The 23,427-nt window shown below is 71.9% G+C and carries 21 protein-coding genes; 13 read left to right on the top strand and 8 right to left on the bottom strand.

Annotated elements, in window-relative coordinates:
* The first annotated feature begins 53 nt into the window (after nt 1-53).
* The 4 genes from ACIQPT_RS35195 to ACIQPT_RS35180 all read left to right on the top strand — a co-directional run bounded on the left by ACIQPT_RS35195 (nt 54) and on the right by ACIQPT_RS35180 (nt 3,262).
* Nucleotides 54-485: a hypothetical protein gene (locus ACIQPT_RS35195; protein WP_401162094.1), complete on the top strand. Its 432-nt coding sequence runs from the start codon at nt 54-56 to the stop codon at nt 483-485.
* A gap of 130 nt (nt 486-615) precedes the next feature.
* Nucleotides 616-1,266 carry a DUF3105 domain-containing protein gene (locus tag ACIQPT_RS35190; RefSeq protein WP_401162092.1) on the top strand — a complete coding sequence of 217 codons (651 nt, stop codon included), beginning with the start codon at nt 616-618 and terminating at the stop codon, nt 1,264-1,266.
* Nucleotides 1,263-1,922 carry a DUF305 domain-containing protein gene (locus ACIQPT_RS35185; protein WP_401162090.1) on the top strand — a complete coding sequence of 220 codons (660 nt, stop codon included), beginning with the start codon at nt 1,263-1,265 and terminating at the stop codon, nt 1,920-1,922. Before ACIQPT_RS35190 ends, ACIQPT_RS35185 begins: the two co-directional genes overlap by 4 nt.
* A 92-nt stretch (nt 1,923-2,014) precedes the next feature.
* A complete protein-coding gene (locus ACIQPT_RS35180) occupies nt 2,015-3,262 on the top strand; it encodes an ROK family protein (protein WP_401162088.1) in 1,248 nt (415 codons plus the stop codon).
* 126 nt (nt 3,263-3,388) lie between these two features.
* Here the strand turns inward: ACIQPT_RS35180 and xylA are convergent, their stop codons facing one another.
* Entirely contained in the window at nt 3,389-4,555 is a 1,167-nt protein-coding gene (gene xylA / locus ACIQPT_RS35175) for a xylose isomerase (protein WP_401162086.1), read from the bottom strand.
* Nucleotides 4,556-4,809: 254 nt separating this feature from the next.
* On the opposite strand from xylA, the gene xylB reads away from it, so the two are divergent.
* Nucleotides 4,810-6,294 (top strand): xylulokinase, encoded by a 1,485-nt coding sequence (xylB, locus tag ACIQPT_RS35170; protein WP_401162085.1) that lies wholly within the window; start codon nt 4,810-4,812, stop codon nt 6,292-6,294.
* Here the strand turns inward: xylB and ACIQPT_RS35165 are convergent.
* Both ACIQPT_RS35165 and ACIQPT_RS35160 read right to left on the bottom strand, forming a co-directional pair.
* The gene (locus ACIQPT_RS35165) at nt 6,245-7,450 is read right to left on the bottom strand and encodes a macrolide family glycosyltransferase (RefSeq protein ID WP_401162083.1); all 1,206 of its coding nucleotides are present in this window, start codon (nt 7,448-7,450) and stop codon (nt 6,245-6,247) included. The two genes, xylB and ACIQPT_RS35165, sit on opposite strands and share 50 nt — an antisense overlap.
* 97 nt (nt 7,451-7,547) lie before the next feature.
* The gene (locus ACIQPT_RS35160; protein ID WP_401162082.1) at nt 7,548-9,167 is read right to left on the bottom strand and encodes an ABC-F family ATP-binding cassette domain-containing protein; all 1,620 of its coding nucleotides are present in this window, start codon (nt 9,165-9,167) and stop codon (nt 7,548-7,550) included.
* Nucleotides 9,168-9,320: 153 nt separating this feature from the next.
* On the opposite strand from ACIQPT_RS35160, the gene ACIQPT_RS35155 reads away from it, so the two are divergent.
* Nucleotides 9,321-9,983, top strand: coding sequence for a TetR/AcrR family transcriptional regulator (locus ACIQPT_RS35155; protein WP_401162080.1), 663 nt, complete (start codon nt 9,321-9,323; stop codon nt 9,981-9,983).
* On the opposite strand, the gene ACIQPT_RS35150 is transcribed toward ACIQPT_RS35155, so the two are convergent.
* A complete protein-coding gene (locus ACIQPT_RS35150) occupies nt 9,980-10,297 on the bottom strand; it encodes a hypothetical protein (protein WP_401162078.1) in 318 nt (105 codons plus the stop codon). The two genes, ACIQPT_RS35155 and ACIQPT_RS35150, sit on opposite strands and share 4 nt — an antisense overlap.
* Nucleotides 10,298-10,396: 99 nt before the next feature.
* On the bottom strand, nt 10,397-10,834 hold the full coding sequence (locus ACIQPT_RS35145; protein WP_401162076.1) for a MerR family transcriptional regulator: 438 nt from the start codon (nt 10,832-10,834) through the stop codon (nt 10,397-10,399).
* Between the two features lie 404 nt (nt 10,835-11,238).
* Between ACIQPT_RS35145 and ACIQPT_RS35140 the strand changes: the two genes are divergently transcribed.
* The 4 genes from ACIQPT_RS35140 (at nt 11,239) to ACIQPT_RS35125 (ending at nt 16,630) form a co-directional block, all read left to right on the top strand.
* Nucleotides 11,239-12,741, top strand: coding sequence for a SulP family inorganic anion transporter (locus ACIQPT_RS35140; RefSeq protein WP_401162074.1), 1,503 nt, complete (start codon nt 11,239-11,241; stop codon nt 12,739-12,741).
* Between the two features lie 73 nt (nt 12,742-12,814).
* Complete coding sequence (locus ACIQPT_RS35135; RefSeq protein ID WP_401162073.1) at nt 12,815-14,095, top strand: VWA domain-containing protein; 1,281 nt, start codon at nt 12,815-12,817, stop codon at nt 14,093-14,095.
* A complete protein-coding gene (locus tag ACIQPT_RS35130; RefSeq protein ID WP_401162071.1) occupies nt 14,095-14,949 on the top strand; it encodes a hypothetical protein in 855 nt (284 codons plus the stop codon). The genes ACIQPT_RS35135 and ACIQPT_RS35130 overlap by 1 nt, the downstream gene beginning before the upstream one ends.
* A 100-nt stretch (nt 14,950-15,049) precedes the next feature.
* Nucleotides 15,050-16,630, top strand: a complete 1,581-nt coding sequence (locus tag ACIQPT_RS35125) for an aspartate:alanine exchanger family transporter (RefSeq protein WP_401162070.1) — start codon at nt 15,050-15,052, stop codon at nt 16,628-16,630.
* Between the two features lie 36 nt (nt 16,631-16,666).
* Here ACIQPT_RS35125 and ACIQPT_RS35120 read toward each other — a convergent pair whose 3' ends face one another.
* The gene (locus ACIQPT_RS35120; RefSeq protein WP_401162068.1) at nt 16,667-17,629 is read right to left on the bottom strand and encodes a hypothetical protein; all 963 of its coding nucleotides are present in this window, start codon (nt 17,627-17,629) and stop codon (nt 16,667-16,669) included.
* Complete coding sequence (locus tag ACIQPT_RS35115; protein WP_401162066.1) at nt 17,626-19,806, bottom strand: hypothetical protein; 2,181 nt, start codon at nt 19,804-19,806, stop codon at nt 17,626-17,628. Before ACIQPT_RS35115 ends, ACIQPT_RS35120 begins: the two co-directional genes overlap by 4 nt.
* A gap of 103 nt (nt 19,807-19,909) precedes the next feature.
* Between ACIQPT_RS35115 and ACIQPT_RS35110 the strand changes: the two genes are divergently transcribed.
* Nucleotides 19,910-20,422, top strand: a complete 513-nt coding sequence (locus ACIQPT_RS35110) for a hypothetical protein (RefSeq protein ID WP_401162065.1) — start codon at nt 19,910-19,912, stop codon at nt 20,420-20,422.
* Between the two features lie 83 nt (nt 20,423-20,505).
* Nucleotides 20,506-20,997 carry a hypothetical protein gene (locus ACIQPT_RS35105; RefSeq protein ID WP_401162064.1) on the top strand — a complete coding sequence of 164 codons (492 nt, stop codon included), beginning with the start codon at nt 20,506-20,508 and terminating at the stop codon, nt 20,995-20,997.
* Between the two features lie 43 nt (nt 20,998-21,040).
* Here ACIQPT_RS35105 and ACIQPT_RS35100 read toward each other — a convergent pair whose 3' ends face one another.
* Complete coding sequence (locus tag ACIQPT_RS35100; protein WP_401162062.1) at nt 21,041-21,769, bottom strand: GNAT family N-acetyltransferase; 729 nt, start codon at nt 21,767-21,769, stop codon at nt 21,041-21,043.
* A gap of 219 nt (nt 21,770-21,988) precedes the next feature.
* Here ACIQPT_RS35100 and ACIQPT_RS35095 point away from each other — a divergent pair, with 219 nt between their 5' ends.
* Nucleotides 21,989-23,356, top strand: coding sequence for a cytochrome P450 (locus ACIQPT_RS35095; RefSeq protein ID WP_401162061.1), 1,368 nt, complete (start codon nt 21,989-21,991; stop codon nt 23,354-23,356).
* The last annotated feature ends 71 nt before the right edge of the window (nt 23,357-23,427 follow it).

Genomic DNA, 23,427 nt, shown 5'->3' with positions numbered 1-23,427 from the left:
ATAGCTCGACCCATATTCTTTGAATCTTCATACACCCACTACGATGACGGGCGATGACCAGGGTGAGCACGCGGATCGACCGGCAGCGGTACCGCTCCCGCGCGCCCCTCGCCCTGGGCTGGGTGTTCTTCCTGCTGGCCATGCTCTTCTGCTGCACGGCCACCACCTCGGCCGCCGCCGTGCCGGTCGCGGCGGGCCCGGCCGGCACGAGTGCCGTCCGCGCGTTCACCCCGACTCCCGACGCGGCCTTCGAGCCGGTCGTCATGGCCACCGCGGCGGACCGCGGGCTGGGGACCTCGTGCCACGGCGGCTCGACGCACACGGTGGCCGTCGTGCTTCCGGCGTCGTCCGCCCCCGTGGCCGTCCCCTCCCCCGTGGCCTTCGTCCCCGCCGCCCCGCTCACCGGTGCGGCGGCCATCCGGGGTCCCGCACACGACGGTGTGCGTTCCGTCGATCAACTGCGTCTTCAGGTCCAACGGATCTAGAGGCCGGAACCGCTCTCCCGCCGCGCCCTGGCGCCGGTTCACCGGGAGCGGCTTTCCGTATGCCCCGCATCCCTTCCCCCTTCCTTCATGCATCGCCCCGTATGCATCGGTTGAACGACGAGGACTTCCCATGGCTTCCCCCAAGAACCAGAACAACCCGGCATCGGCACGTCGCGCCAAGCTCGAAGAGGCACGGCGCAAGGAGCGCGCCCGCGAGCGCCGCGGCCGCATCATCACCATCACCGCGTCGGTGGCCGTCGTCGGCGCCCTGGTCGCCGGAGGCGGCTATCTGATGGTGCAGGCGAACGAGAAGGACAAGAAGGAGGAGCAGGCCAAGACCTCGCCCGTCACCGGTGAGCGCAGCTGGGACAAGCTGACGCAGGAGCACGTGGCGAACAAGGTCGACTACCCGATGAACCCGCCCGTCGGCGGCGACCACAACCAGGTCTGGATGAACTGCAACGCGGACGTCTACACCGAGGAGATACCGAAGGAGAACGCCGTGCACTCGCTGGAGCACGGCGCGGTCTGGGTCACGTACAACGACAAGGCCTCCGACGCGGACATCGAGGCGCTCACGAAGAAGGTCAAGTCGACCCCGTACTCCCTGATGAGCCCGGTCAAGGACCAGAAGGACCCGCTGATGCTCAGCGCGTGGGGCAAGCAGGTCACCGTCAAGAGCGCGAAGGACGACCGGGTCGGACAGTTCTTCAGCAAGTACGTGCAGGGCCCGCAGACCCCCGAGCCGGGGGCCGCCTGCACCGGCGGGCTGGACAAGTGACCGCCCTGGCCCCTTCCGGCTCCACCCGTCGGATGGTCCTCGCCGGAGTCTCCGTGCTGATCGTGGCGCTCGGGCTGGTGGCGCTGATGGTCGTCCGCCCCTCCGCGGCCTCCCCGTCCGGGGCGTCCTCGGCGGCGCGGTCCGCTCCGGCGGAGGACTCCGTGGACGCGGGCTTCGCCCGGGACATGGCGATCCACCACCAGCAGGCGGTCGAGATGTCGTTCATCGTGCGGGACCGCACCGACGACGAGGACGTGCGGCGGCTCGCGTACGACATCATCAACACCCAGGCAAATCAGCGCGGCATGATGCTCGGCTGGCTGGAGATGTGGGGGCTGCCGAAGAGCGCGGCCGGGCCGCCGATGGAGTGGATGGGGCACACCCTCACCCCGACCGACGACGGTTCGTTGATGCCGGGCATGGCCACCGACGCGGAGCTGGAGGCGCTGGAGGCCGCCGAGGGCAAGGCTGCCGAGGTGCTGTTCCTGCGGCTGATGACCGTGCACCACCGCGCGGGCGCGGACATGGCGCAGGCGGCAGCCGGTACGGCGAGGACGGACGCCATCCGGGATCTGGCGGCGGGCATGGTCCGCGGCCAGCAGTCGGAGATCGGCCTGATGGCGGACATGCTGAAGGACCGGGGCGCCAAGCCCTGAGCGCGGGAGGGGACGGTTCCGGCCGGACGGCCGGGACCGCCCCCTCCCGCACCACCGCCGGAAGCTCCGCATCACATAGGCTCGGCGACGATATGAAGAGCATCCTCACTCCGCTGGGGCCCAAGGCCGACAAGGACACCGTGCGACGGCACAATCTGAGCCTGGTACTGCGTGCCGTGCGGGACGAGGGCGAGCGCGGCGAGGCGACCCGGGCCGGGGTGGCCGCCCGGGTCGGGCTGACCCGGGCCGCGGTGTCCTCGCTCGTCGAGCAGCTGATGGACAGCGGGTTCCTCACCGAGTCGGGCAAGACGTTCAGCGGGCACGCGGGCCGCCCCGGCACCGCGCTCAAGGTGGCCCGTACCGGGCCGGCCGGGCTCGGCGTGGAGATCAACATCGATTACGTGTCGGTGTGCGTGGTGGACCTGGCGGGCACCGGCCGGGTCCGGCAGACCGAACACCTCGACAACCGGGGCGCGCCCGCCGAGGACGTCCTCGCCCGCGCGGCCGCGATCGCCGCACGGACCCTGGACTCGGCGCGGGAGCAGGAGCTGCGTCCGGTAGGCGCCGCGCTGGCGCTGCCCGGTCTGGTCTCCGGCGGGGCGGTACGGCAGGCCCCCAACCTCGGCTGGAACGAGGTCCCGGCGCAGGACCTGTTCGGCGACGCGCTCGCCACGCTGCGCCCCGGGCTCGGCGTGCTGCCGGTCGTCTCGGAGAACGAGGCCAATCTCGCGGCGCTGGCCGAGCTGTGGTTCGGCGGCCTCGATGACGTACGCAGCTTCCTGTATCTGACCGGAGAGATCGGGGTCGGCGGCGCGCTGGTGCTGAACGGCGAACTGCTGCGGGGCGCGCACGGGTTCGCCGGGGAGATCGGGCACGTGGTGGTGGACCCGGCGGGGCCGGAGTGCCGGTGCGGGTCGCGGGGGTGCCTGGAGCAGTACGCCGGACAGGCCGCGCTGCTGCGGGCGGCCGGGATCGAGGGGCTCGGCGGCGCCTCCGGAGTGCTGGAGCTGGAGCGGCGCGCGCGGGCCGGGGACGAGCGGGCGGTGGCGGCGGTCGCCGAGGCCGGGCAGATGCTGGGCCGGGTGCTGTCGGGTGCGGTCAACCTGATCGACCCGGACGCGGTGGTGCTCGGCGGGATCTACCGGGGCCTGATGCCGTGGCTGGCGCCGCCCGCCGACGAGGAGCTGACCGGCCGCGTGGTGTCGGGGCTCTGGGCCCCGGGCAGCGGCCGGCTCCGGGTGTCGTCGGTGGCGGGCGACGCGGCGCGGGGTGCGGCGGCGCTCGTGGTGCAGGACGTGCTGGACGACCCGGTGGCGTACGCGGTGCCGTCCGGCGGGTGAGCCGGGGCCGCGCCCGGCCCCGGCTCACCCGGTACGTCAGCGCCCCCGGCTCACCCGGTACGTCAGCGGCCTCGGCCCAGCCGTTACGTCAGCGGCCTCGGCACGCCCGGTGTATCACCCGGTACGTCAGCGCACGGCGAGCAGGTGGTCCATGGCGAGCTGGTCCAGCGCCTCGAAGGCCATGCCGCGTGCGGCGGCGGCGTCCACGTCGAAGTCCTCGTAGGCGGTGCGGTCGGCCAGGAGGCTCGCCAGGCCCTCGCCGGCGGTGGGCCGCGCCAGTTCGTCCAGACGGGACGCGCGCAGGGCCGCCCGCACCTCGGGGTCGGCGCGGAAGGCGGCGGCCCGCTCCTTGAGGATGAGGTAGTTGCGCATACAGCCCGCGGCCGAGGCCCAGACACCGTCGTAGTCCTCGGTGCGCGGGGGCTTGAAGTCGAAGTGGCGGGGCCCTTCGTAGCCGCTCTCCAGCAGGTCGACGAGCCAGAACGCCTGGCGCAGGTCGCCCGCGCCGAAGCGCAGGTCCTGGTCGTACTTGATGCCGGACTGGCCGTTGAGGTCGATGTGGAAGAGCTTGTCCGCCCACATGGCCTGGGCGATGCCGTGCGGGAAGTTCAGCCCGGCCATCTGCTCGTGCCCGGTCTCTGGGTTGACGCCGACCAGCTCGGGGCGCTCCAGGCGCTCGATGAAGGCCAGGGCGTGGCCGATGGTGGGCAGCAGGATGTCGCCGCGCGGCTCGTTCGGCTTGGGCTCGATGGCGAAGCGGAGGTCGTAGCCCTGCTCGACGACGTACTCGCCCAGCAGGTCGAAGGCCTCCTTCATCCGGTGCAGCGCGAGGCGGACGTCCTTCGCCCCGCCGGACTCGGCCCCCTCGCGGCCGCCCCACGCCACGAAGGTGGTCGCGCCCAGTTCGACGGCGAGATCGATGTTGCGCAGGGTCTTGCGGAGTGCGTAGCGGCGTACGCCACGGTCGTTCGCGGTGAATCCGCCGTCCTTGAAGACGGGATGGGTGAAGAGGTTCGTCGTCACCATCGGTACGACGAGCCCGCTGCTGTCGACCGCCTGCCGGAAGCGCTTGACGATCGCCTCGCGCTCCGTCTCCGGCGCCCCGAAGGGGATCAGGTCGTCGTCGTGGAAGGTCACGCCCCAGGCGCCCAGCTCCGCGAGCCGCTGCACCGACTCGACGGGGTCGATGGCCGCGCGGGTCGCGTCGCCGAAGGGGTCCCGGCCCTGCCAGCCCACGGTCCACAGACCGAAACTGAACTTGTCCTCGGGGGTGGGGGTGAAGCGTTCCGTCATCGTCGTCCGACCGCCTTCGCCTGCCGTCGGGACGCCCGGCGAAGCCCGGCACCCCTATTTGTTCAGTGTCATGACTAATCAAGCACACCGCACCCCCGGCACGGAACCCCCTTGCCGCACGGAGCACGTCCAGCCCCCTGTGCAGAGGGCCGCGCATCCCGTAATTTGTTCGTGCCGCAGCCGAATGATCAGCCCCGTGCACAAGCACCACCACTCACACCCGCACCCGCACCCGCAGCGCGAAAGAGGCCCCCATGCCGTCACCCGGCGTCGTCATCGGCGTGGACAGCTCGACCCAGTCCACCAAGGCCGCCTTCATCGACGCGGTGACCGGCGAGCAGCTCGCCGTGGGGCGCGCCCCGCACGTGGTCACCGGCGAGGCCGGGGCCCGGATGAGCGATCCGGAGGTCTGGTGGCGGGCCCTGTGCGAGGCGGTGGCCGCCGGGCTGAAGGAGTCCGGCCTCCCCGCCCGCGCGGTCACCGGCATCGCGGTCGCCGGACAGCAGCACGGGCTCGTCGTACTGGACGGGGCCGGCCGGCCGCTGCGCCCCGCACTGCTGTGGAACGACACCCGCTCCGCACCGCAGGCCGCCGCCCTCACCGAGGCGCTCGGCGGGCCCGGGGCCTGGACGGCGCGGACCGGCTCCGTACCGGTGGCGTCCATCACCGCCTCCAAGTGGCAGTGGCTGCGCGAGAACGACCCCGCGAGCGCCGCGAACGCGGCGGCGGTCCGGCTCCCCCACGACTTCCTGACCGAGCGCCTGGCGGGCGTCGCGGCCACCGACCCGGGGGACGCGTCGGGCAGCGGCTGGTACTCCACGGCGACCGGCGCCTACGACCCCGTCCTGCTGGAACTCCTCGGCCTCGACGCGGCCCTGCTTCCGGAGGTCGCGCCCACCGGGGCGGCCCGGATCGGCTCGCTCACCGAGTCGGCGGCGAGTGCGCTCGGGCTGCCCGCGGGCATCGCGGTGGCGGCCGGCACCGGCGACAACATGAGCGCCGCCGTGGGCCTCGGGCTGGGCGGCGACGGCCTGCTGGACCACCCGGCGCTCAGCCTCGGCACCTCCGGCACGGTGTTCGCCGCCTCCCGCACCCGCCCCACGTCCACCGCGCTGAACGGCTTCGCCGCCGCCGACGGTACGTACCTGCCGCTGGCCTGCACCCTCAACTGCACGCTCGCCGTGGACAAGGTGGCCGCCCTACTCGGCCTGGACCGCGAGGACGCGGCGCCCGGCGGCGAGGCGGTTGCGCTCCCGTACCTGGACGGTGAACGGACCCCCGATCTGCCGACCGCCGCCGGACTGCTGACCGGGCTGCGCCACGACACCACCCGGCAGCAACTGCTGGGCGCCGCCTACGAGGGCGCGGCCGTCACCGTGCTGCGGGCCATGGACGAACTGCTGGCGGCCTGCGGTCTCGACCCGGACGCGCCCGAGGTCGCCGCCCGGCCGCTGCGCCTGATCGGCGGCGGGGCGCGGGGGCGGATGTGGGTGGAGACGGTGCGCCGGCTCTCGGGCCGCCCGCTCGTGATCCCGGGCAGTGGGGAGCTGGTCGCCCTCGGCGCGGCGGCGCTCGCCGCGTCGGCGGCGGGCGGGGGCGACCCGGTGGCACTGGCGACGGCCTGGCAGAAGTCCGGCACGGACCGTCAACTGCCTCCGCTGGAAAGGGATGTGGAGACCTGGCAGCGAGTCACCTCGGTCCTGGAGCGGGCGTCCGGTCCGCTGCTCGGCGGTTCCTGACACCGCCGGAGGCCAGCATGTCCTCGATGAGGTCGGCGGCGCGCCGGGGGCCGCCCTCGCTCCGGGCGTCGGCCCGCAACTGTGCGCACCGGCGGGCGACTTCGGGGTCGGCGATCAGCTCCTCCAGGGCCGCTCGCAGAGTCTCGGCCGTGGCGTCCGGGGTGTCGATGCGGCGGGCCACGCCCAGCTCCGCCAACCGGTCCGCGTTCATGAACTGTTCGGCGCCCTGGGGCACGGCGATCATCGGGACGCCCGCGAGGAGCCCTTCGCCGCAGCCGCCCATTCCGGCGTGGGTGACGAAAGCGTCCGCCTGGTCCAGAATCGCCCGCTGCGGGACCCAGGAGTGCACTTCGACGTCGGGCGGGATGTCGCCGAGCTCACGCGGGTCGGTGTACTTGCCGATCTGGAGCACGATGTGCCAGCCGGGCAGGTTCCCGTACGCCGCGAGGCACTGGCGGTAGAACTCCGGCCGGTGGGTGTACGCCGAGCCGAGCGAGATCAGCAGGACGTTCTCCGCGCCCTCCGGCCGGGTCCACCGCCCGTGGTCGGCGCGGGAGTCGAAGCAGGGCCCGACGAACGTCACCGCCCCGGTGTCGACCTTGTCGGCGCTGGGCTGCATGGCCCGGGGAATCAGCGCGAGGGCCCGCGCGGGGGTACCGGAGAAGGCGTCCACGTCGAGGGTGGCCGCCCCGCAGCCGGCGAGCCAGTGGCCGAACCTCTCCCGGTACGCGTCGGCGCCGGGCAGCGCCCGCAGGTGCGCCGCGACCTCGTCCTCGTAACCTTCCCAGGCCACGAACGACGGGGACAGCTGCATGAGGGGCCGCCCCTGCGATTCGGCGAGGGCGCGTGCGGCGTAGGCGCCGATGTCGTACAGGTACAGGTCCGCGGGGTCGTCGTCGTAGGCGGTGTGCAGTTGGGGCAGCGCCTGGACGGCCTCGTCGAGGAAGAGGCCCATCGCGGCGACGGGGTCGGCGGGCCAGTCGTTGTCGGCGACCGGCAGCACCGTGGTGCAGGGGACGAATTCGGCGCCGGTGGCCGTGATCCGGTCCGCCAGGGCCGGGTCGTCGGCGTAGGTGACCCGGTGGCCCCGGGCCACCAGCTCCCGGATGATGCCGAGGCCGGGCAGGACGTGGCTGACGATCGGGGCGCCGATCATCGCGATGTGGGAACGGCGTCGGGACGGGCGGGACAAGAGTGATCACTCGTTTCGGGTGGAGGTGGCGGCGGAGGCAGACCGGAGGAGGGGTCAGGTGTCAGTCGCTGAGCGCGGGGACGCGGGCGGGCCGCAGGGCCAGGTGGGCGCCTCGCCAGCGCCGTCGGAGCAACCGGTCGTGGCTGACGAGGACGACGGCACCGTCGAACCCGGCCAGGGCGGCCTCCAGTTCCTCGGCGAGGTCGAGGGAGAGGTGGTTGGTCGGCTCGTCGAGCAGCAGGACGTCGGCGGGCCTGCCGACCAGCCGCGCCAGGGCGAGCCGCTGCCGCTGGCCGGTGGAGAGCCGCCCGACGGGCGCCGACAGCCGGGCACGGTCGAACAGCCCGAGGGCCAGGAGCCGTTCGGCGTGTTCGTCCGGCTCCCCCGGCAACCCTCGGGCGTAGGCGGCCAGCAGGGTCTCGTCCGGCGGGCCGGGCACCGGGTCCTGCGGGAGGCAGCCGATACGGCCGCGCCTGACGACGTGCCCGCGGTCGGGGGCCAGCTCGCCGGCCAGGACGCTCAGCAGGGTGCTCTTGCCCGCGCCGTTCCCGCCAGTGATCAGCAGGTGCTCGCCCGCCCGGACCGTCAGATCGATCGGGTCGAGCCGGCCCGCGACCGAGACCCCGACGGCGTCGAGCACGGTGCCGTGCAGCTGTCCGGCGTGCAGCACGGGCGAGAAGCTCAAGGGGTCCGGCGGGGCCGGAACCGGGTGGGCCAGCAAGCGGTTCAGCCGTTCCTCCGCATTGCGGACGCGGCCGGCCAAGGACTGCTGCACGCGGGCGCCGGCCTGGTTGTAGGAGAGCTTGTCGCCGTCCTTCATCGGCCTGCCGGGGGCCACCCGGCGGGCGGTGACCGCGACCGCGTCGCGCACCCGGTCGACCTCCTCACGCCAGCGGTCGTGGCGCAGGCCCCAGCGCCGCCGTGCCGCCGCCTTCTCCGCGAGGTAGCCGGCGTAGCCGTTGCCGTACCGGGCGACGCCGTGCCGGTCCCCGTCCACCTCCAGGAGAGTCGTCGCGACCTGTTCGAGGAAGCCCCGGTCGTGGGAGACGACCACGGTGGTGCCCCGCCGGCTGCGCAGGTGCCCCTCCAACCAGGTCAGGGCGGCCTCGTCGAGATGGTTGGTCGGCTCGTCGAGGAGCAGCACCTCCGGGGCGGCCGCCAGCACCGACGCCAGACGCAGTCGGGCCCGTTCGCCGCCGGAGAGGGCGCCCATGGTCGAGGCGCGGTCCACCTGCCTCAGCCCGAGGCCGTGCAGGGCTCGCTCCAGCCGGGCGTCGGCGTCGTAGCCGCCGCGCAGCTCGAAGGCCGAGACGGCCTCGCCGTACGCGTCGAGCGCCGACGCGTCACCGTCGGCCATCGCCGCCTCCAGACGGCGCATCCGTCCTTCGATCGCCCGCAGATCGCCCAGCGCGCGGTCGATCACCTGCTGGGCCGTCATATCGGCCGGCAGGACCTCGTCCTGGGCGAGATGGCCGACGCCACCGTCGGCCCGCAGGACGACCCGTCCCCGGTCGGGGCTCTCCCGGCCGGCGAGCAGCCGCAGCAGGGTGGTCTTGCCCGACCCGTTCTCGCCGACGATGCCGGTGCGCTCGCCCCGGGCGAGCGAGCAGGTCACCGAGTCGAGAACGGGCCTGCCGTCGAAGGCTTTGCTGACGGCGAGTGCGGTGATCTGGGTAGGCATACGGGCAACTCCGAAGCTGTCGTGGACGAAGCGGTGGCGGCGGACCGCAAGGCCGGGGGAAAGCTTCGGAAGAGCATCGGCGACTCCACTAGTGCGACAACTGTTGCTTTAAGATGCTGCCATGACCCATGCCACCGGGCAACCTGATTCCCGATGACCGACCTGCCGGAGGATCCGCCGGAACGCGCCCGGGCCGACACGCCGCCGGACCGCCGACCGGGCGGCCGCACCGCCCGCGTCCGGGCCCAGGTGCTCGACGCGGTCCGTGCCGAACTGGGTGAACACGGCTACGAGGGGCTCACGATGGAGGGTGTCGCGGCCCGCGCCGGCGTACACCGGACCACGGTCTACCGGCGCTGGCAGGACGTCGGCGGACTGCTCGCCGACGTCCTCGACGCGGCGGGCGAGGACGACTGGCAGCCTCCGGACACGGGATCCCTGCGCGGCGACCTGACGGCCCTCAACGACGAGATCCAGGAGTCCCTGGTCGTACGGCCGTCGATCCCCCAGGCCCTGATGGCCGCCTCGTTCCGTTCCACGCAGGCCGCCGACGCCCAGCAACGGCTGTGGGAGGACCGGTACGCGCGCTGCGAGATCCTCGTCGGGCGGGCCGTCGAACGCGGCGAACTCCCGCCGTACCCGGACGCGCGCCGCCTGCTGATCGCCGCCACCGCACCGCTCTACCACCAGCTGGTACTCCTGCGAACCGCCCCCGATCCCCAGCTGCCCGCCCAGGCCGCGACCGCGGCGACCCTGGCCGCCACCGCTGGCGCGTTCGCCCGGCCCGCGTCGGGCGAAGAGCCGGACAGCCCCTAAGGCAGCCCCACCAGGCCCCAGCCGCGGCGGGCGGCCGTCGCCGTCACCTCGCCCCATTCACGCAGCAGGGCGATGAAGTCCTCGAAGGTGTCCGGGCGGCCCGCCCAGCCCTCGCACTCGGCGGCGAACGGCGCTCCCAGCTCCTTCAGACGCAGCTCCGTCCGCTCCCAGGCCCGCGCCTTGCCCGGTAGCACCTCCGGCGGGCAGGCCGGCAGGACGTGCCGGTGCCAGCGGTCGGCGGAGGCCGTCAGGAAGAACGCCCCGCCGCCGGTCGAGGCCGGATCCGGCTCTCGACGGGGACGGCCGCCGGCCACCCCCAGTCCACCATGAACAACGTCAGATCCATCCCCATGGCGGCAGCACAGGATTCCCGGCCCGAGCGCCGCCCGGGCCGACCCGGCACCGGCCTCAGGTCAGGGGCGAACCGTGTCGGTGCGAGCGGAGGCACCCTCACCGGGGGCATGCCCGAGGCGCGTGCGCAGGGTCGCGGCGAAGTCCTCGGCACGGGTCAGCTGGGTGCGCAGTTCCTCGATCTTCCGGGCGGCGGCCTGCTCGTAGACCCCCATGCGCTCCAGGAGCGCCGCACGTTCGGTGCTGTCGGTCGGCGGGGCGGCGTCGAGACGGTCGGTGACGTCGAGGAGGTCGCGCATCTCGTCCAGGGTGAACCCGAGGGGCTTCATCCGGCGGATGACCATGAGCCGCTGCACATCGGTCTCGGTGTAGAGACGAAAGCCGCCCTGAGAGCGGGCGGAGGGGATGACGAGCCCGGCTTCCTCGTAGTGGCGGATGGTGCGCAGGGACAGTTCGGTCCGTGCGGCGACTTCGCCGATCTGCATGTGGTCGTCGTCCACGCCTGTGGCCCCGGCCCTTCTCGTCGTGGCGGCCGCATCCCGTACGACCCGCCGAACTCGACTCTAACGTTAGGGTAGAGTTGCTGGTGCGGGAGCGGCTGATCCGCTCCGTCACCGCCGTTCCCGGGGCCGAAGAGGCCCCGGCGAAGATTCCCGATTCTTGCAGGAGAGAGAGCGTGCGCGAGCCCTTGACGCCGATCGCCGCCGTCTGCCCCCCGTGACCCTCCGCACCCCGATGTGAGCCGCCAGCCGCCCGCGCGCGCCAGGCCGGTTCCGTCCCCTCTCGACTTCCGGCCCGCCCTGCAGGCCGTCCGCAGGGTTGCCGACCCGGCCCCTGCGCGCCCTTCCCCGCACGCCCCGGCCCGTCGGCGGGCTGTGCCCGAGCACGACAGGTGCCTGGTTCCTTGTCCACTTCCGTACCGACCTCCGCCGGACAGCTGCGCGGCCTGCGCCCGGACTGGCTGAACGACCCGAAGGTCTGGCGCACCGAGATCCTGGCCGGTCTGGTGGTCGCTCTGGCCCTGATCCCCGAGGCGATCTCGTTCTCGATCATCGCCGGTGTCGACCCGGCGATCGGCCTGTTCGCCTCGTTCACCATGGCCGTGGTGATCTCGATCGTCGGTGGCCGCCGCGCGATGATCTCCGCCGCCACCGGTGCCGTCGCGCTCGTCATCGCGCCGCTGAACCGCGAGCACGGCCTGGGCTACCTGATCGCCGCCGTCATCCTGGCCGGAGTCATCCAGATCGTCCTGGGCGCCCTCGGCGTGGCGAAGCTGATGCGCTTCGTGCCGCGATCGGTGATGGTCGGCTTCGTCAACGCTCTCGCCATCCTGATCTTCATGGCCCAGGTCCCCGAGATGCACGACGTTCCCTGGGCCGTGTATCCGCTGATCATCGGCGGTCTGGCGCTCATGGTGCTCTTCCCGCGCGTCACCAAGGTCGCCCCGGCCCCGCTGGTGTCCATCGTCATCCTCACCGTCATCACGGTCGCGGCCGGGATCGCGGTGCCGACCGTCGGCGACAAGGGAGAACTCCCCTCGTCACTGCCGGTGCCGGGGCTGCCGGACGTGCCCTTCACCATGGACACCCTCACCACCATCGCCCCCTACGCGTTCGCGATGGCCCTGGTCGGGCTCATGGAGTCGCTGATGACCGCCAAGCTCGTCGACGACATCACCGACACCCACTCCTCCAAGACCCGCGAGTCCATCGGCCAGGGCATCGCCAACATCGTCACCGGCTTCTTCGGCGGCATGGGCGGCTGCGCCATGATCGGCCAGACGATGATCAACGTGAAGGTCTCCGGCGCCCGCACCCGACTCTCCACCTTCCTGGCGGGCGCGTTCCTGATGGTGCTGTGCATCGTCTTCGGCCCGATCGTCTCCGACATCCCCATGGCCGCCCTCGTCGCCGTCATGGTCATGGTGACCTTCGCGACCTTCGACTGGCACTCCATCGCCCCGAAGACCCTGAAGCGGATGCCCGCCGGCGAGATCGCCGTCATGGTCATCACGGTGGTCGTGGTGGTCGCCACCGACAACCTCGCCATCGGCGTCGTTGTCGGCTCCGTCACCGCCATGGTCATCTTCGCCAAGCGCGTCGCCCACCTCGCCGACGTCACCGCGGTCACCGACCCCGACGACACCACCGTCGTGTACTCCGTGACCGGCGAACTGTTCTTCGCCTCCTCCAACGACCTCGTCGGCCGGTTCGACTACGCGAACGACCCCGACCACGTCGTCATCGACCTCTCCGCCGCCCACATCTGGGACGCCTCCTCCGTCGCCGCCCTCGACGCCATCGAGACCAAATACCGGCAACGCGGCAAGACCGTGGAGATCATCGGCCTCAACGGCCCGAGCGCCCACCTCCACTCCAGGCTCACCGGCGAACTCACCGGCCACTGACCCCCACACCCGCCACCTCGCACTCCAAGACCCCCGGTTGGGAATACGAACTGATTTTCCATAAGATCCGGCGATGATCACTAGAAAACGGCTGACGACCGGGGTGGGCATAGCGCTCGCCACCCTGGCCGCCGGGCTCGGCACCGCGATCCCCGCCGCCGCCGACGAAGCCCCCGCCACCCCCTCCCCCAAGGTCGAGCTGGTGCTCGACGTCAGCGGCTCCATGCGCACCCGTGACATCGACGGCCAGTCCCGGATGGCCGCCGCCAAGCAGGCGTTCAACGATGTTCTGGACGCGGTGCCCGAGCAGGTGCAGCTGGGCATCCGAACGCTCGGCGCGGACTATCCGGGCGAGGACCGCAAGGTCGGCTGCAAGGACACCCGGCAGCTGTACCCGGTCGGCCCGCTGGACCGTACCGAGGCCAAGACCGCCGTCGCCACCCTCGCCCCGACCGGCTTCACGCCGATCGGCCCGGCCCTGCTCGGCGCGGCCGACGACCTTGAGGGCGGGGACGGTTCACGGCGGATCGTGCTCATCACGGACGGCGAGGACACCTGCGGGCCGCTCGACCCGTGCGAGGTGGCCCGGGAGATCGCCGCGCGCGGCACCCACCTGGTCGTGGACACCCTGGGCCTGGTGCCCAACGCCAAGATCCGCCAGCAGCTGACCTGTATCGCGGAGGCCACCGGCGGCACGTACACCGCCGTCCAGCACAAGGACGAACTCTCCGACCGCGTCAAGCAGTTGGTGGACCGGGCCGCCGAGCCCGTCGTCACTCCGGTGGCGACCGAGGGGGCCAAGAGCTGTGCCGCCGCGCCCGAGCTGAAGCCGGGTCTCTTCACCGACCGCTCGGAGATCGGCCAACACCGCTGGTACCGCGTCGATGTGCTGCCCGGTCAGGAGCTGCGCGCCTCCGCGAGCGTGGCCGCCGACCGCGCCGTGGACGACGACTACGGGGTGCTGCTGCGCGCGGTGACCGTGCACGGACGCGAGATCGTCCGGGGCTCCGAGGCCGGGACCGGCCGCACGGACGTGATCTCGTCCGGGCTGCGCTATCCGAAGCCCGAGGTGGAGGACGGTGACGACGGCGACGGCAAGCCCGCCGCCGAGACCGTCTGCCTCCAGCTCGCCCACTCCTTCTCCGCGCCCGCCTCGGTGAAGAAGTCCCCCGGTCTGCCGGTCGAACTGACCGTGGACCTGGTGGACGGCCCGGACAACGCCTCCGACGTGGCGGCCTTCGGGCTCGGCCGCGGCTGGTGGCTGCTCGGCGTGCTGGTCCTGACCGGACTGGTCGCGGGCCTGCTGACCGGCTGGATCTCGCGCTGGCGTGTCGCCGTATGGAGGACCAACTGATGCGTACGACCACTCGCCGCACCCACGGCGTGCGACGCGCGCTGACCGGGGCGCTGCTCGCCGGACTGACCCTGCTCACCTCGGCCGGCGCGGCGGTGGCGGACGACCCGTCGGCGAGCGCGAGCCCCGCAGACGACGGGGCGGGCCCCACGGAGGCCGGGACCACGTTCCGTACGGCCACCGCGCTGAAGCAGGACCAGACGGGCACCGCGCAGGCCTCGACGGGCGACTACCTGTACTGGGTGTTTCCGGCCGACGCCGGTCAGCGGCCCACCGTCGAGGCCACGGTGAAGCTGCCCGAGAACGCGGCCCGGCGCTCCACGTCCACCTGGCAGATCGACGTGTACGACGGTCTGCGCCGCCGCCAGGCCTGCATGTACGGGCACCAGACCAGGAAGGCGGCGGCCGACGCGGCCACCGTCGAGCTGTCCTGCGTCCTGCGGCCCGTGCGGGCCTGGTCCGAGCCGTGGGCGAACGACCCGCTGCCCGGCAGCTACTACGTCCGGCTCACGGTGGTGGACCTGCCCGCCGACGAGCTCGGACTGCCGGTCGGCGCCGAGGTGAAGGCGACCGTCAAGGAGCAGGGCGGGGCCCACGACGTGGACGGCGCGCTCTCCGAGCCGCTGGTGCCGGGCGTCTCGGTCGCCGGTGCGAAGGACGGCGACGCGGACGGTTCGGCGGCGCCGCGGGTGCCGTCCGCCGGTGAGCCGGAGGACGGCTGGGCCTCGGGCTGGTGGACCGACCGCTGGCTGTGGACCGTGGGCGGCGGCGTGCTCGCCGCGCTGGCGGCCGTGTTCGGCTACTCGCTGACGCGGGGCCGGGGCCGGCCGGCCGGGGTGCCGCAGGGCGTCTGACGGTCCCGTCGGCCGCTCCCCCGGGTGGCGGCCCGCCCGGACCTCGAAGATCCTGGCCCCCGACAAGGGCGGGATCTTCGAGGTCGGGGAGGCACGGCCGATGTGGCAGTTCTTCGCGGACAACCCGTGGGTGGCGGTGTTCGCCGTGATCACGCTCGGCGCGCTGCTCGGCATGGTGCGCTTCGGGCCGGTCCGGCTCGGCGCGGCGGGGGTCCTGTTCGTCGGTCTGTTCGTCGGGGCGCTGGACGAGGACATCGCCGCCGCCGTGCCGGCCGGGGTCTCGGCGCTGGGTCTGGCGCTGTACGTGTACACGGTCGGCCTGGAGTCGGGCCCCGCGTTCTTCCGTGAACTGCGCGGCCAGCTCCCGGTGATGGCGGGAGCGGTGGTGGCCCTGGCCGTCACGGCGGCGGTGGTCGGCTTCGTCGGGCACAGCGGGTTCGGCATCAGCGGGCCGTTCCTCGCGGGCGGCTACGCGGGCATCGGGACCACCACCCCGGGGCTCGCGGCCGCCCAGGACGCCTCGGCGGACCCCACGGAGCCCGCCGTCGGATACGCCATCGGCTATCCGCTCGCCGTCGTCATCACGATCCTGTTCGTCTCGGCGATCGCGGCCCGCCGTCGCTGGACCGCCCGCCGGGACCCGGACTCGGGCCTGCCGTCCACGCTCATCACCCGTACGGTCCAGGTGGGCCGGGGCCTGCGCTGGGCCGACGTGCCCGGCGTCGCCGCGCACCGGGTGCTGGCCAGTGAGTACCGTCCCGCCGACGGCGTCACCCGGGTCGCCCGGGAACTCGACCGGCTCTCCCCCGGTGACCAGGTCGTCCTGGTCGGCGGCGAGGACGACGTACGGGCGGCGACGGACGCGCTCGGGGCCCCGGCCCCGCGCCATCTGCTGGACGACCGCAGCACGGTGGACTACCGGCGGGTCCTGCTCACCAACCCGGAGCTGGCCGGGCACACCGTCGCCGAGCTCGGACTGGGCGAGAAGTACGGGGCCGTCGTCAGCCGGGTGCGGCGCGGCGACTTCGACATGCTCGCCCACGACGATCTGCTGCTCCAGCTCGACGACCGGGTGCGGGTGGTCATGCCGCGCGAGCGGACGAGCGAGGTCACCACGTACCTCGGGGACACCGAGGCGAAAGTCAGCGAGGTCAGCGCGGTCAGCCTGGGCCTCGGTCTCACTCTGGGCTTCCTCATCGGCATCCCCTCCCTCACCCTGGGCTCCACCACACTGGCCCTGGGCACGGGGGCCGGTCCGCTGGTGATGGGCATGCTCCTCGGCTGGCGCCGCCGCACCGGCCCCCTCGTCTGGACCCTGCCGACCCGGGCCAACCTGACCCTGCGCCAGATCGGGCTGCTGCTCTTCCTCGCCGTCGTGGGGCTCACCTCGGGCTATTCGTTCCGCGAGAACGCCTTCTCCTTGTTCGGGCTGAAGCTGGTGGCGGTGCTCGCGATCGGCGCGGTCGTCAGCTACACCCTGATGGTGCTGGTCGCGAAGGCGCTGGGGCAGAGCCGGGAGCGCACCATGGGACTGCTGTCGGGTTATGTCGGCAACCCGGCGATCGTCGCGTACGCCAACAGCCGGGCGAGCGACAGCCGGATCAACAACGGCTACTCGACGCTGTTCGCGCTCGCCATCCTGGTCAAGATCGTCTGCATCCAGCTGATCGTCGGACTCTGACCGTGCGGGCGCCGGAAATCCCACTTCTTGGCGCCATCACCGGCGGGGGCCCGGAACATTCCGGGGATAGTGCCTGTCATCACTGTCCCGCCCTTCGATCTCCTTCAAGTTGGCCGCGTAGACCTTCTCGCCGACGCCGTCCCCACGCCGTCGGCACTCGTTCAGAGCCTTGCGGGTCCATGCCCGGGCCTCGTCGCGATCGCCGAGGTGGAAGCAGTTCAGGCCCAGCAGGCCGCACAGCTTGCCGAGGAAGCTGCGGACAGGCGAGTCCTCGGCGTAGGCGTCCAGTTCGTCGAAGAGCCTCAGCAGAGCCCGGTTGCTCTCCACAAACAGAGCTCGGTCGCTCAGCCGCTGTGCGTGCGTCAGATCCTCCCGACAGGCGTTCAGCCGACGTCCTTCGGTGCTGCCCCGGCGCATCTCGCGAGCGGTGAGCAGGTCGTCGAGGACTTCGGAGGCTCGCGTCATGCTCGGGTGACCCGAGCGCCGTGCCAGATCATGCGCACGACGGGCGTGCTCAATGGCTGCGTCGAGGTCGTTCCGTACAGTCGCGTGCGTGGCCATGCGGGAGTAGATGATCGCCGTCCAGCCGTCGTCGGCCGACCCCTCGCCGAGCATTTCGCGAAGCAGCCTGTCCGCGGCCTCGAAGTCTCCGTCCTCGACGAGAACATCCGTCTCGTGGAGCTTCTCCAAGGAGCCCCGCCGGTCGACTCCCGACAGTTGGCGCAGCGCGGCAGGATGGCCCAGCATGTCCAACTCGCGCGCGATCCGCTGAGCCGTCAGCATGAAGGGCCGCATGGCCTCCATATTGGCGCGGACGTTTTCCCGCAGTTGCCGAGGCACCCTCAGCCACATGTCCCGGTCAGCGTCGAGTTCCGCGGCGTGCCGTCGGCACTGTGCGCTGAAGCCGGCATGGTCCCCATCCCGGTCGGCCACGCTGAGGGCACGTAGCACCCGGCCGAGATCCCCCTCGACGAACTCACCCAGATGTGGAGTCTTCAATGGACCGACGCTCCCCACTGCAGCAGATGGCCGTACAGGTGCATGGACAGCAGCCCGGACGGGTGCTCGTAGCCGGAGCCCCACCCGGACAGGAGGCCGCTGTGCGGTGCACCGGGCGTCACGTCACCGATGATCTGTTCCACGTTCCCCTCGGTTTGGTCCAGGGACACGGTGATGGCCGGGAGTCGAGCCTCGTACACCAGGCGGCACAACGCCTGACCCACATCGTTCGCCACCAGGCCCGACTTCCCCACCACGACCCATACATCGGCTCGCACGGACCGCGCCCGCAGCCGCCCGTACGGCAGATGCCCGACGGGGACCGGGTCCACCGCGGTCCAGCTGCCCGAGACGACCGTGACCCGCAGCTGCTTCTCCAGCTCCCTCCGGTGCCTTCGTACCCAGGACGAAATGAGCACTGCTTCCCCCTCACACTCGGCGACGACCGCGACATGACAGGTCGGCGTCGTGCCGACGGTGTCCGGACCGGGAACGCGCCAGTACGGCGGCATGTCAGGAGGACCCGCATCGGTCTGTCTCTCCTCGATGTAGCGTCGCAGGTTCAAGCCCCCCCATCCGTCGAGGGAGCCGATCGCCCGGACCGGCCGTCCGCCGTCGACCGGCTGTGACCCCGAGTAGTCCGGCATCGGGATCAGGATCTTGCCCTCCCCCATGTCCGGCAGCGGAACCACGCCCGTGACCAGCGCATGCCTGCTCAAGCGGCCGTTCGGCACCGCGAACGAGAGCATGCGGTCGTAGATGTAGGGGAGGTCTCCCGGCTCCGCCATGTCCAGCCCCAGTCGGCGCAGGCACTCCTCGCGGGTCTGCTTCCTGAACACTTCGGTATCCAGAAGCCCTCGCCAGATGATGAGTTGACGGTCTATCACCAGACTGCGCAGCGATTCCGTATCCGTCGCGGGGCCGGCCGGCCGCGCCGAACCACCCGTGTGCAGGACATCCGGGCGCCCGCCTGCCGTGGACGCCAGCGAGGTCGCCGCCTCCAGGCTGCACCAGGCCCGACTCAGGTAGTCGGCGACGTCGTCCAGCAGAACGAGGGTGCGCCCCGCGAACTGCAAGAGGAACAGCGATTCGAGAGTACTGCGGAACAGCTGCTCTTCCGCGGATGTGCGCGGAGCCTGTGGCATGCAGGTGTAGTCGTACCAGAGATGGATGCGCTCCAGCAGGGGCGGGAGTGCGGGCAGGGCGCCGAGCAGGGCGCTCAGACGCTCCAGCCCGATGTCCTCGGACGCCTCGGACGCGCCGAGTTCGAGCGCGTCCATTCCGACCTGCTCCACCTCCCGGGCCACCGGTGCGAGTGACATCTCGTCCATGACTTCGCGCAGGACACCGACCAATAGACATTCCGCCAGGTCTGATCCGGCCAGTCCGACCGGCATGTTCATAGCCGCGGGAGCCACCTGCCGAGGGGTATGCAGTCCGCGTCGGTGTGCGACTTGGACCGCCTCGCACATCGAGACGACCAGATGCCACGCGACCAGGCGTGCCTGCCTGCCGTCCGGGTCGGGCTGTGCGGTGTCCGACCAACGGTGCGAGACGAACACGTGGTGCCGACCGGGGAAGACGCCGCGCACCAGCTGCGACGCATCACGCATCCGAGGGAAGCGTGCGTACCGGATGAGCTCGTCCAGGGGCAACCAGCGCGACTCGGTGAGGTGCCGCCGGACCGACATGGTGGGTTGGAGAAGCACATCCTGCGGCTTGCTGAGCCCGTCCAGCGTGCGATGGCGGACCGTCAGAGGGAACCTGCCGACGACCTCGCCACCGGCTTCGGCCATGGCGTACAACAGTCCCCGCTCGATACCGACCCGGAACTTCCCGTCAGGCATGACGAGATGCCGGTGGGCCAGAAGTTCACGCTGCTCGGCAAGCCGGGCGAGGTCCCTGGGCAGTTCCGTCCGCTGCCGCCGCCGCTCCCGCACGGCGCGGCCCGCCAGAGTCTCGACAGCCAGGAACGGATCCTGCGGGCAGGCGCTCAGGTAGCGGTGCGCGATTCCGTCGTACGTCCGCTCGTCCCCGCCCCGGGCATAGGCCAGCGCCTTGGCGGCCGCCCAGCCCGCGCGTCGGGCGTACAGAAACCCGGGATGCCTCCGTAACTCCTCCGGCGGAACCTTCAGCATGGCCTCGACATCACCGAGCGGCGGTTCACTCCAAGGCAAGCGACTCACCTTCCTTCAAGGGAATTCATGTCCGACCGTGCGATCAAAGCACGTATCTTTCCCCCAGGGTTGGCGAGCGTGACGACTACGGGGAGATGCCGCCATGGCCAATATCAGTGACTCACTGTGGAACGACGAAATCGGCGCGGAGGACTATCACGACGCGAAGGCCGCTTATCACGCTGCGATCTTCGAGCAGTACAAGATGTGCGTGGAGATGGCCGACCGGGTCAGCGCCCGGCGTAACCTAGCCAACACCTTTTTCCTGACCCTTCACACCGGCCTGCTTGCCTTCCTGGGCTCCTGGTTGTCCCAGGAAGGCCACCGCGAGGCACCGCTGGTCCTCGCCCTGGCGGTCTTGCTGGTCCTGCTGGGCATGTGTGTCACCTGGTGGTTCACCGTCCGCTCCTACCATCAGCTGAACCGGGGGAAGTTCGAGGTGATCGGTGCGCTGGAGGAGCGGCTTCCTGCCCGCACCTTCGTTGCCGCCGAGTGGCGCGCTCTCCGCGAGGGCCGGGACTGGCGCATCTATCTGCCCCTGAATCGGGTGGAGCGGTGGATCCCCCTCCTCTTCGCCGGGACCTACGTCCTGGGCTTCGTCGCCACAGCTCTGTGAAATCCGCAGACGTTCCGTGCCGCTCGATCGGTGAGCGACCGGATACAGTGCCCCATCACACGACCGAAAAGGGGGGTCGTCGCATGGTCACAGTCTCTGTCACCGGTCACATGGACCTGGCGGACGAGGCAGTCGGAGCGGTACGCGCGGCCCTGCGTGAACGGCTGGCCGGCCTGCACGGCGATCCGTTGGTGGGGCGTTCCTGCCTGGCCCGCGGCGCTGACACCCTTTTCGCCGAGCAGATCCTGGCTCTCGGCGGTCGGCTGTCGGCGATCATCCCGTCCAGGGACTACCGGGACGCGGTGGTCGACCCGGCGGACCTCACCAGGTTCGACACACTCTGCGAGGCCGCCGAAGAGGTGGTGATCATGCCGTACGAGCACGCGGGGCGCGCGGCGTACGAAGCGGCGAACTCCACTCTTCTCCAGGGTGCGGACTGCCTGCTGGCCGTCTGGGACGGCAGAGCACCCACCGGTCATGGTGGCGGTACAGCGGACACCGTGGCCGCCGCCCGCTCGGCCGGGCTGACTGTTGACGTCGTATGGCCTCCTGGTTCGCGCAGGCGTGGCGGCTGACACTCATACCGCTAGAAGCGGCCCACGAGGGATCGCGCTCCGGTCAGGACAGCCGTACGCTCAGCTGACGGCCCGCTTCCCGGTAGCCCAGCGCCCGCGCGACCCGGCGGGACGCCGGCGGCCGGGCCCGCCACTGCGGCAGCAGCCCGGCGGTGAGGGCGTGCGCGGTCGCCGCGTGCGCCACCTGTCGGGCGAGACCTCGGCCCCGTGCGTCCGGTGCGGTGAGCACGCAGAGGTGGGCGGTGTCGCGCGGCCAGCGCTCGTAACCGGCGGCGGCGAGCACCTCCGTGCCCTTCCGTACGACGAACACCGGAGAGGTGACGTCCGCAAGACCGCTCTCGCCCGCGTCCGACCGTCCCGCCTCCGTGAGCAGCGCGCGCAGGGCGGGGTGCCCGGGGGCCAGGCTCCCGACCGGGTCCGTTGCGGCAGTCCTGACGGGGCGGAGGCCGTCCGGGGCCAGGTAGCCGAGGACGGCGGGGCCGAGCGTGTCGGCCACCGGCAGCAGTCCGGCGACGGTGGCGGGATCGGTGAGCCCGTCGGTGGTCAGGCCGTTCAGCGCGGACCGTACGGAATCGGCCTCCCGGTCGGTCGGCGCGGTGATCAGCGCGGCATCCCCCACGGCCACCACGCCCACCCAGGACGGCGGGGCCAGCGACGACTCCGGTGCGACGAACACCGCCGGGCGGCCGGGAGTTCCGAAGGCGACGGCCGGTTCGGCGGACAGTTCCTGCCACAGCGCACGGGCGCGGGACACCAGCGGGTCGGTCGGCATGGCGGGATTCTCGCACGCCGGCGAAACTCTCACCGCGCCTTCTGTTCGAATCCGCGGGATTCTCCGGATACGCTCGACAACTCGCGTACTCCGTAGGGCTGATGACGGTTTCCGGCCACGCCCTGTCGACGCCCTGGTGGAGTGCCACCCCGTCCTGTTCGATGGGGTTCGAACGGTCGCGCGCCGGCAGTGGCGCGCCCCAGGGAGCGGAGTTCCTCGATGTCCACGCAGACCGGCCCGGCGCTCGACACCCAGCCTCGCGGCCATGCGTTCGTCCCGGGCCCCAAGGGGCTGCCGCTGGTGGGGAATCTGCCGCAGTTCGGGAAGAATCCCCTCGCCTTCTTCGAACTCCTCCGTGACCACGGGGACATGGTGCGCTGGCAGTTCGGCCGCAACCGGTGCGTCTTCCTCGCCGACCCGGACTGCATAGGCGAGTTGCTCACCGAGACGGAACGCACCTTCGACCAGCCGAGGCTCGGTATCGCGTTCCGCACGGTGCTGGGCAACGGGATGATCGTGGCGCGGGGCCCGGACTGGCGGCGCAAACGCTCCCTGGTGCAGCCCTCGGTGCGGCCCAAGCAGGTCAAGTCGTACGCGGCCACGATGGCGGACTGCGCGGTGGAGCTGGCGGACAGCTGGTCCGACGGTGAACGGGTGGACGTCAAGCGGGAGATGGCCGCGCTGACGCAGAAGATCGCGGTGCGCACCATCTTCGGTGTGGACACCCCGGCGGACTCCGAGGCGATGGGCCGGGCGATGGACGTCGCCCAGATGGAGATCGGCAAGGAGTTCGCCGGGATCGGCGCGCTGCTCCCCGACTGGGTGCCGACCCCCGGCCGGGCGCGGATCAAGAAGGCCGCCGCCGTCATCGACGCCGAGGTGGGCCGGGTCGTCGCCCGGCACCGGGACGGCGAGGAGGAACGCCCGGACCTGCTCAGCCGGTTGCTCACCGCCGTCGACGAGAGCGGGACGCACCTCAGCGACGAGGAGATCCGCGACGAGGCGGTCACGCTGTACATCGGCGGCCACGAGACGACGAGTACGACGCTGGTGTGGGCGTGGTATCTGCTCGCCCGCAACCCCCGGGTCCGCGACGCGCTCGCCGAGGAGCTGGACCGGGTGCTCGGCGACCGGGAGCCCGGCTTCGAGGACTACGCCCGGCTGACGTACGCCCAGGCGGTGGTGAAGGAGACCCTGCGGCTGTACCCGGCCGTCTGGCTGATCACCGGGGTCGCGAAGGAAGGGGCGACGATCGGGGGCCTGCCGATCGAGGAGGGCACCCGGGTGTGGACCAGCCAGTGGTCCACCCAACGCGACGCGCGGTGGTTCCCCGAGCCGGAGGAGTTCCGGCCCGAGCGCTGGGACGCCACGGACGGCGACGAGATCGCGGAGTACGCGTGGTTCCCGTTCGGCGGCGGGCCCCGGGTCTGCATCGGTACGCGCTTCGCGATGGTGGAGTCCGTCCTCCTCCTGGCCGTGCTGGCCCGCCGCTTCACCCTGGACGTCGAGCCGGGCGAGATCGCGCCCGTGACGGGCCTGACGCTCCAGCCGGACCGGGACGTCCTGGCCACGGTCCGGGCCCGGTAGCGGGACGGGCCGGAAAAGCGGTCGGCGCCCGGCCCCTCGCACGAGGAGCCGGGCGCCGTGATGCCGGTCCC

The organism is Streptomyces sp. NPDC091289 (assembly GCF_044757365.1).
In the GTDB taxonomy this organism is placed as follows: Bacteria; Actinomycetota; Actinomycetes; order Streptomycetales; family Streptomycetaceae; genus Streptomyces.
Note: the sequence above shows the minus strand (reverse complement) of the source record. Positions and strands in the feature narration are given on the sequence as shown.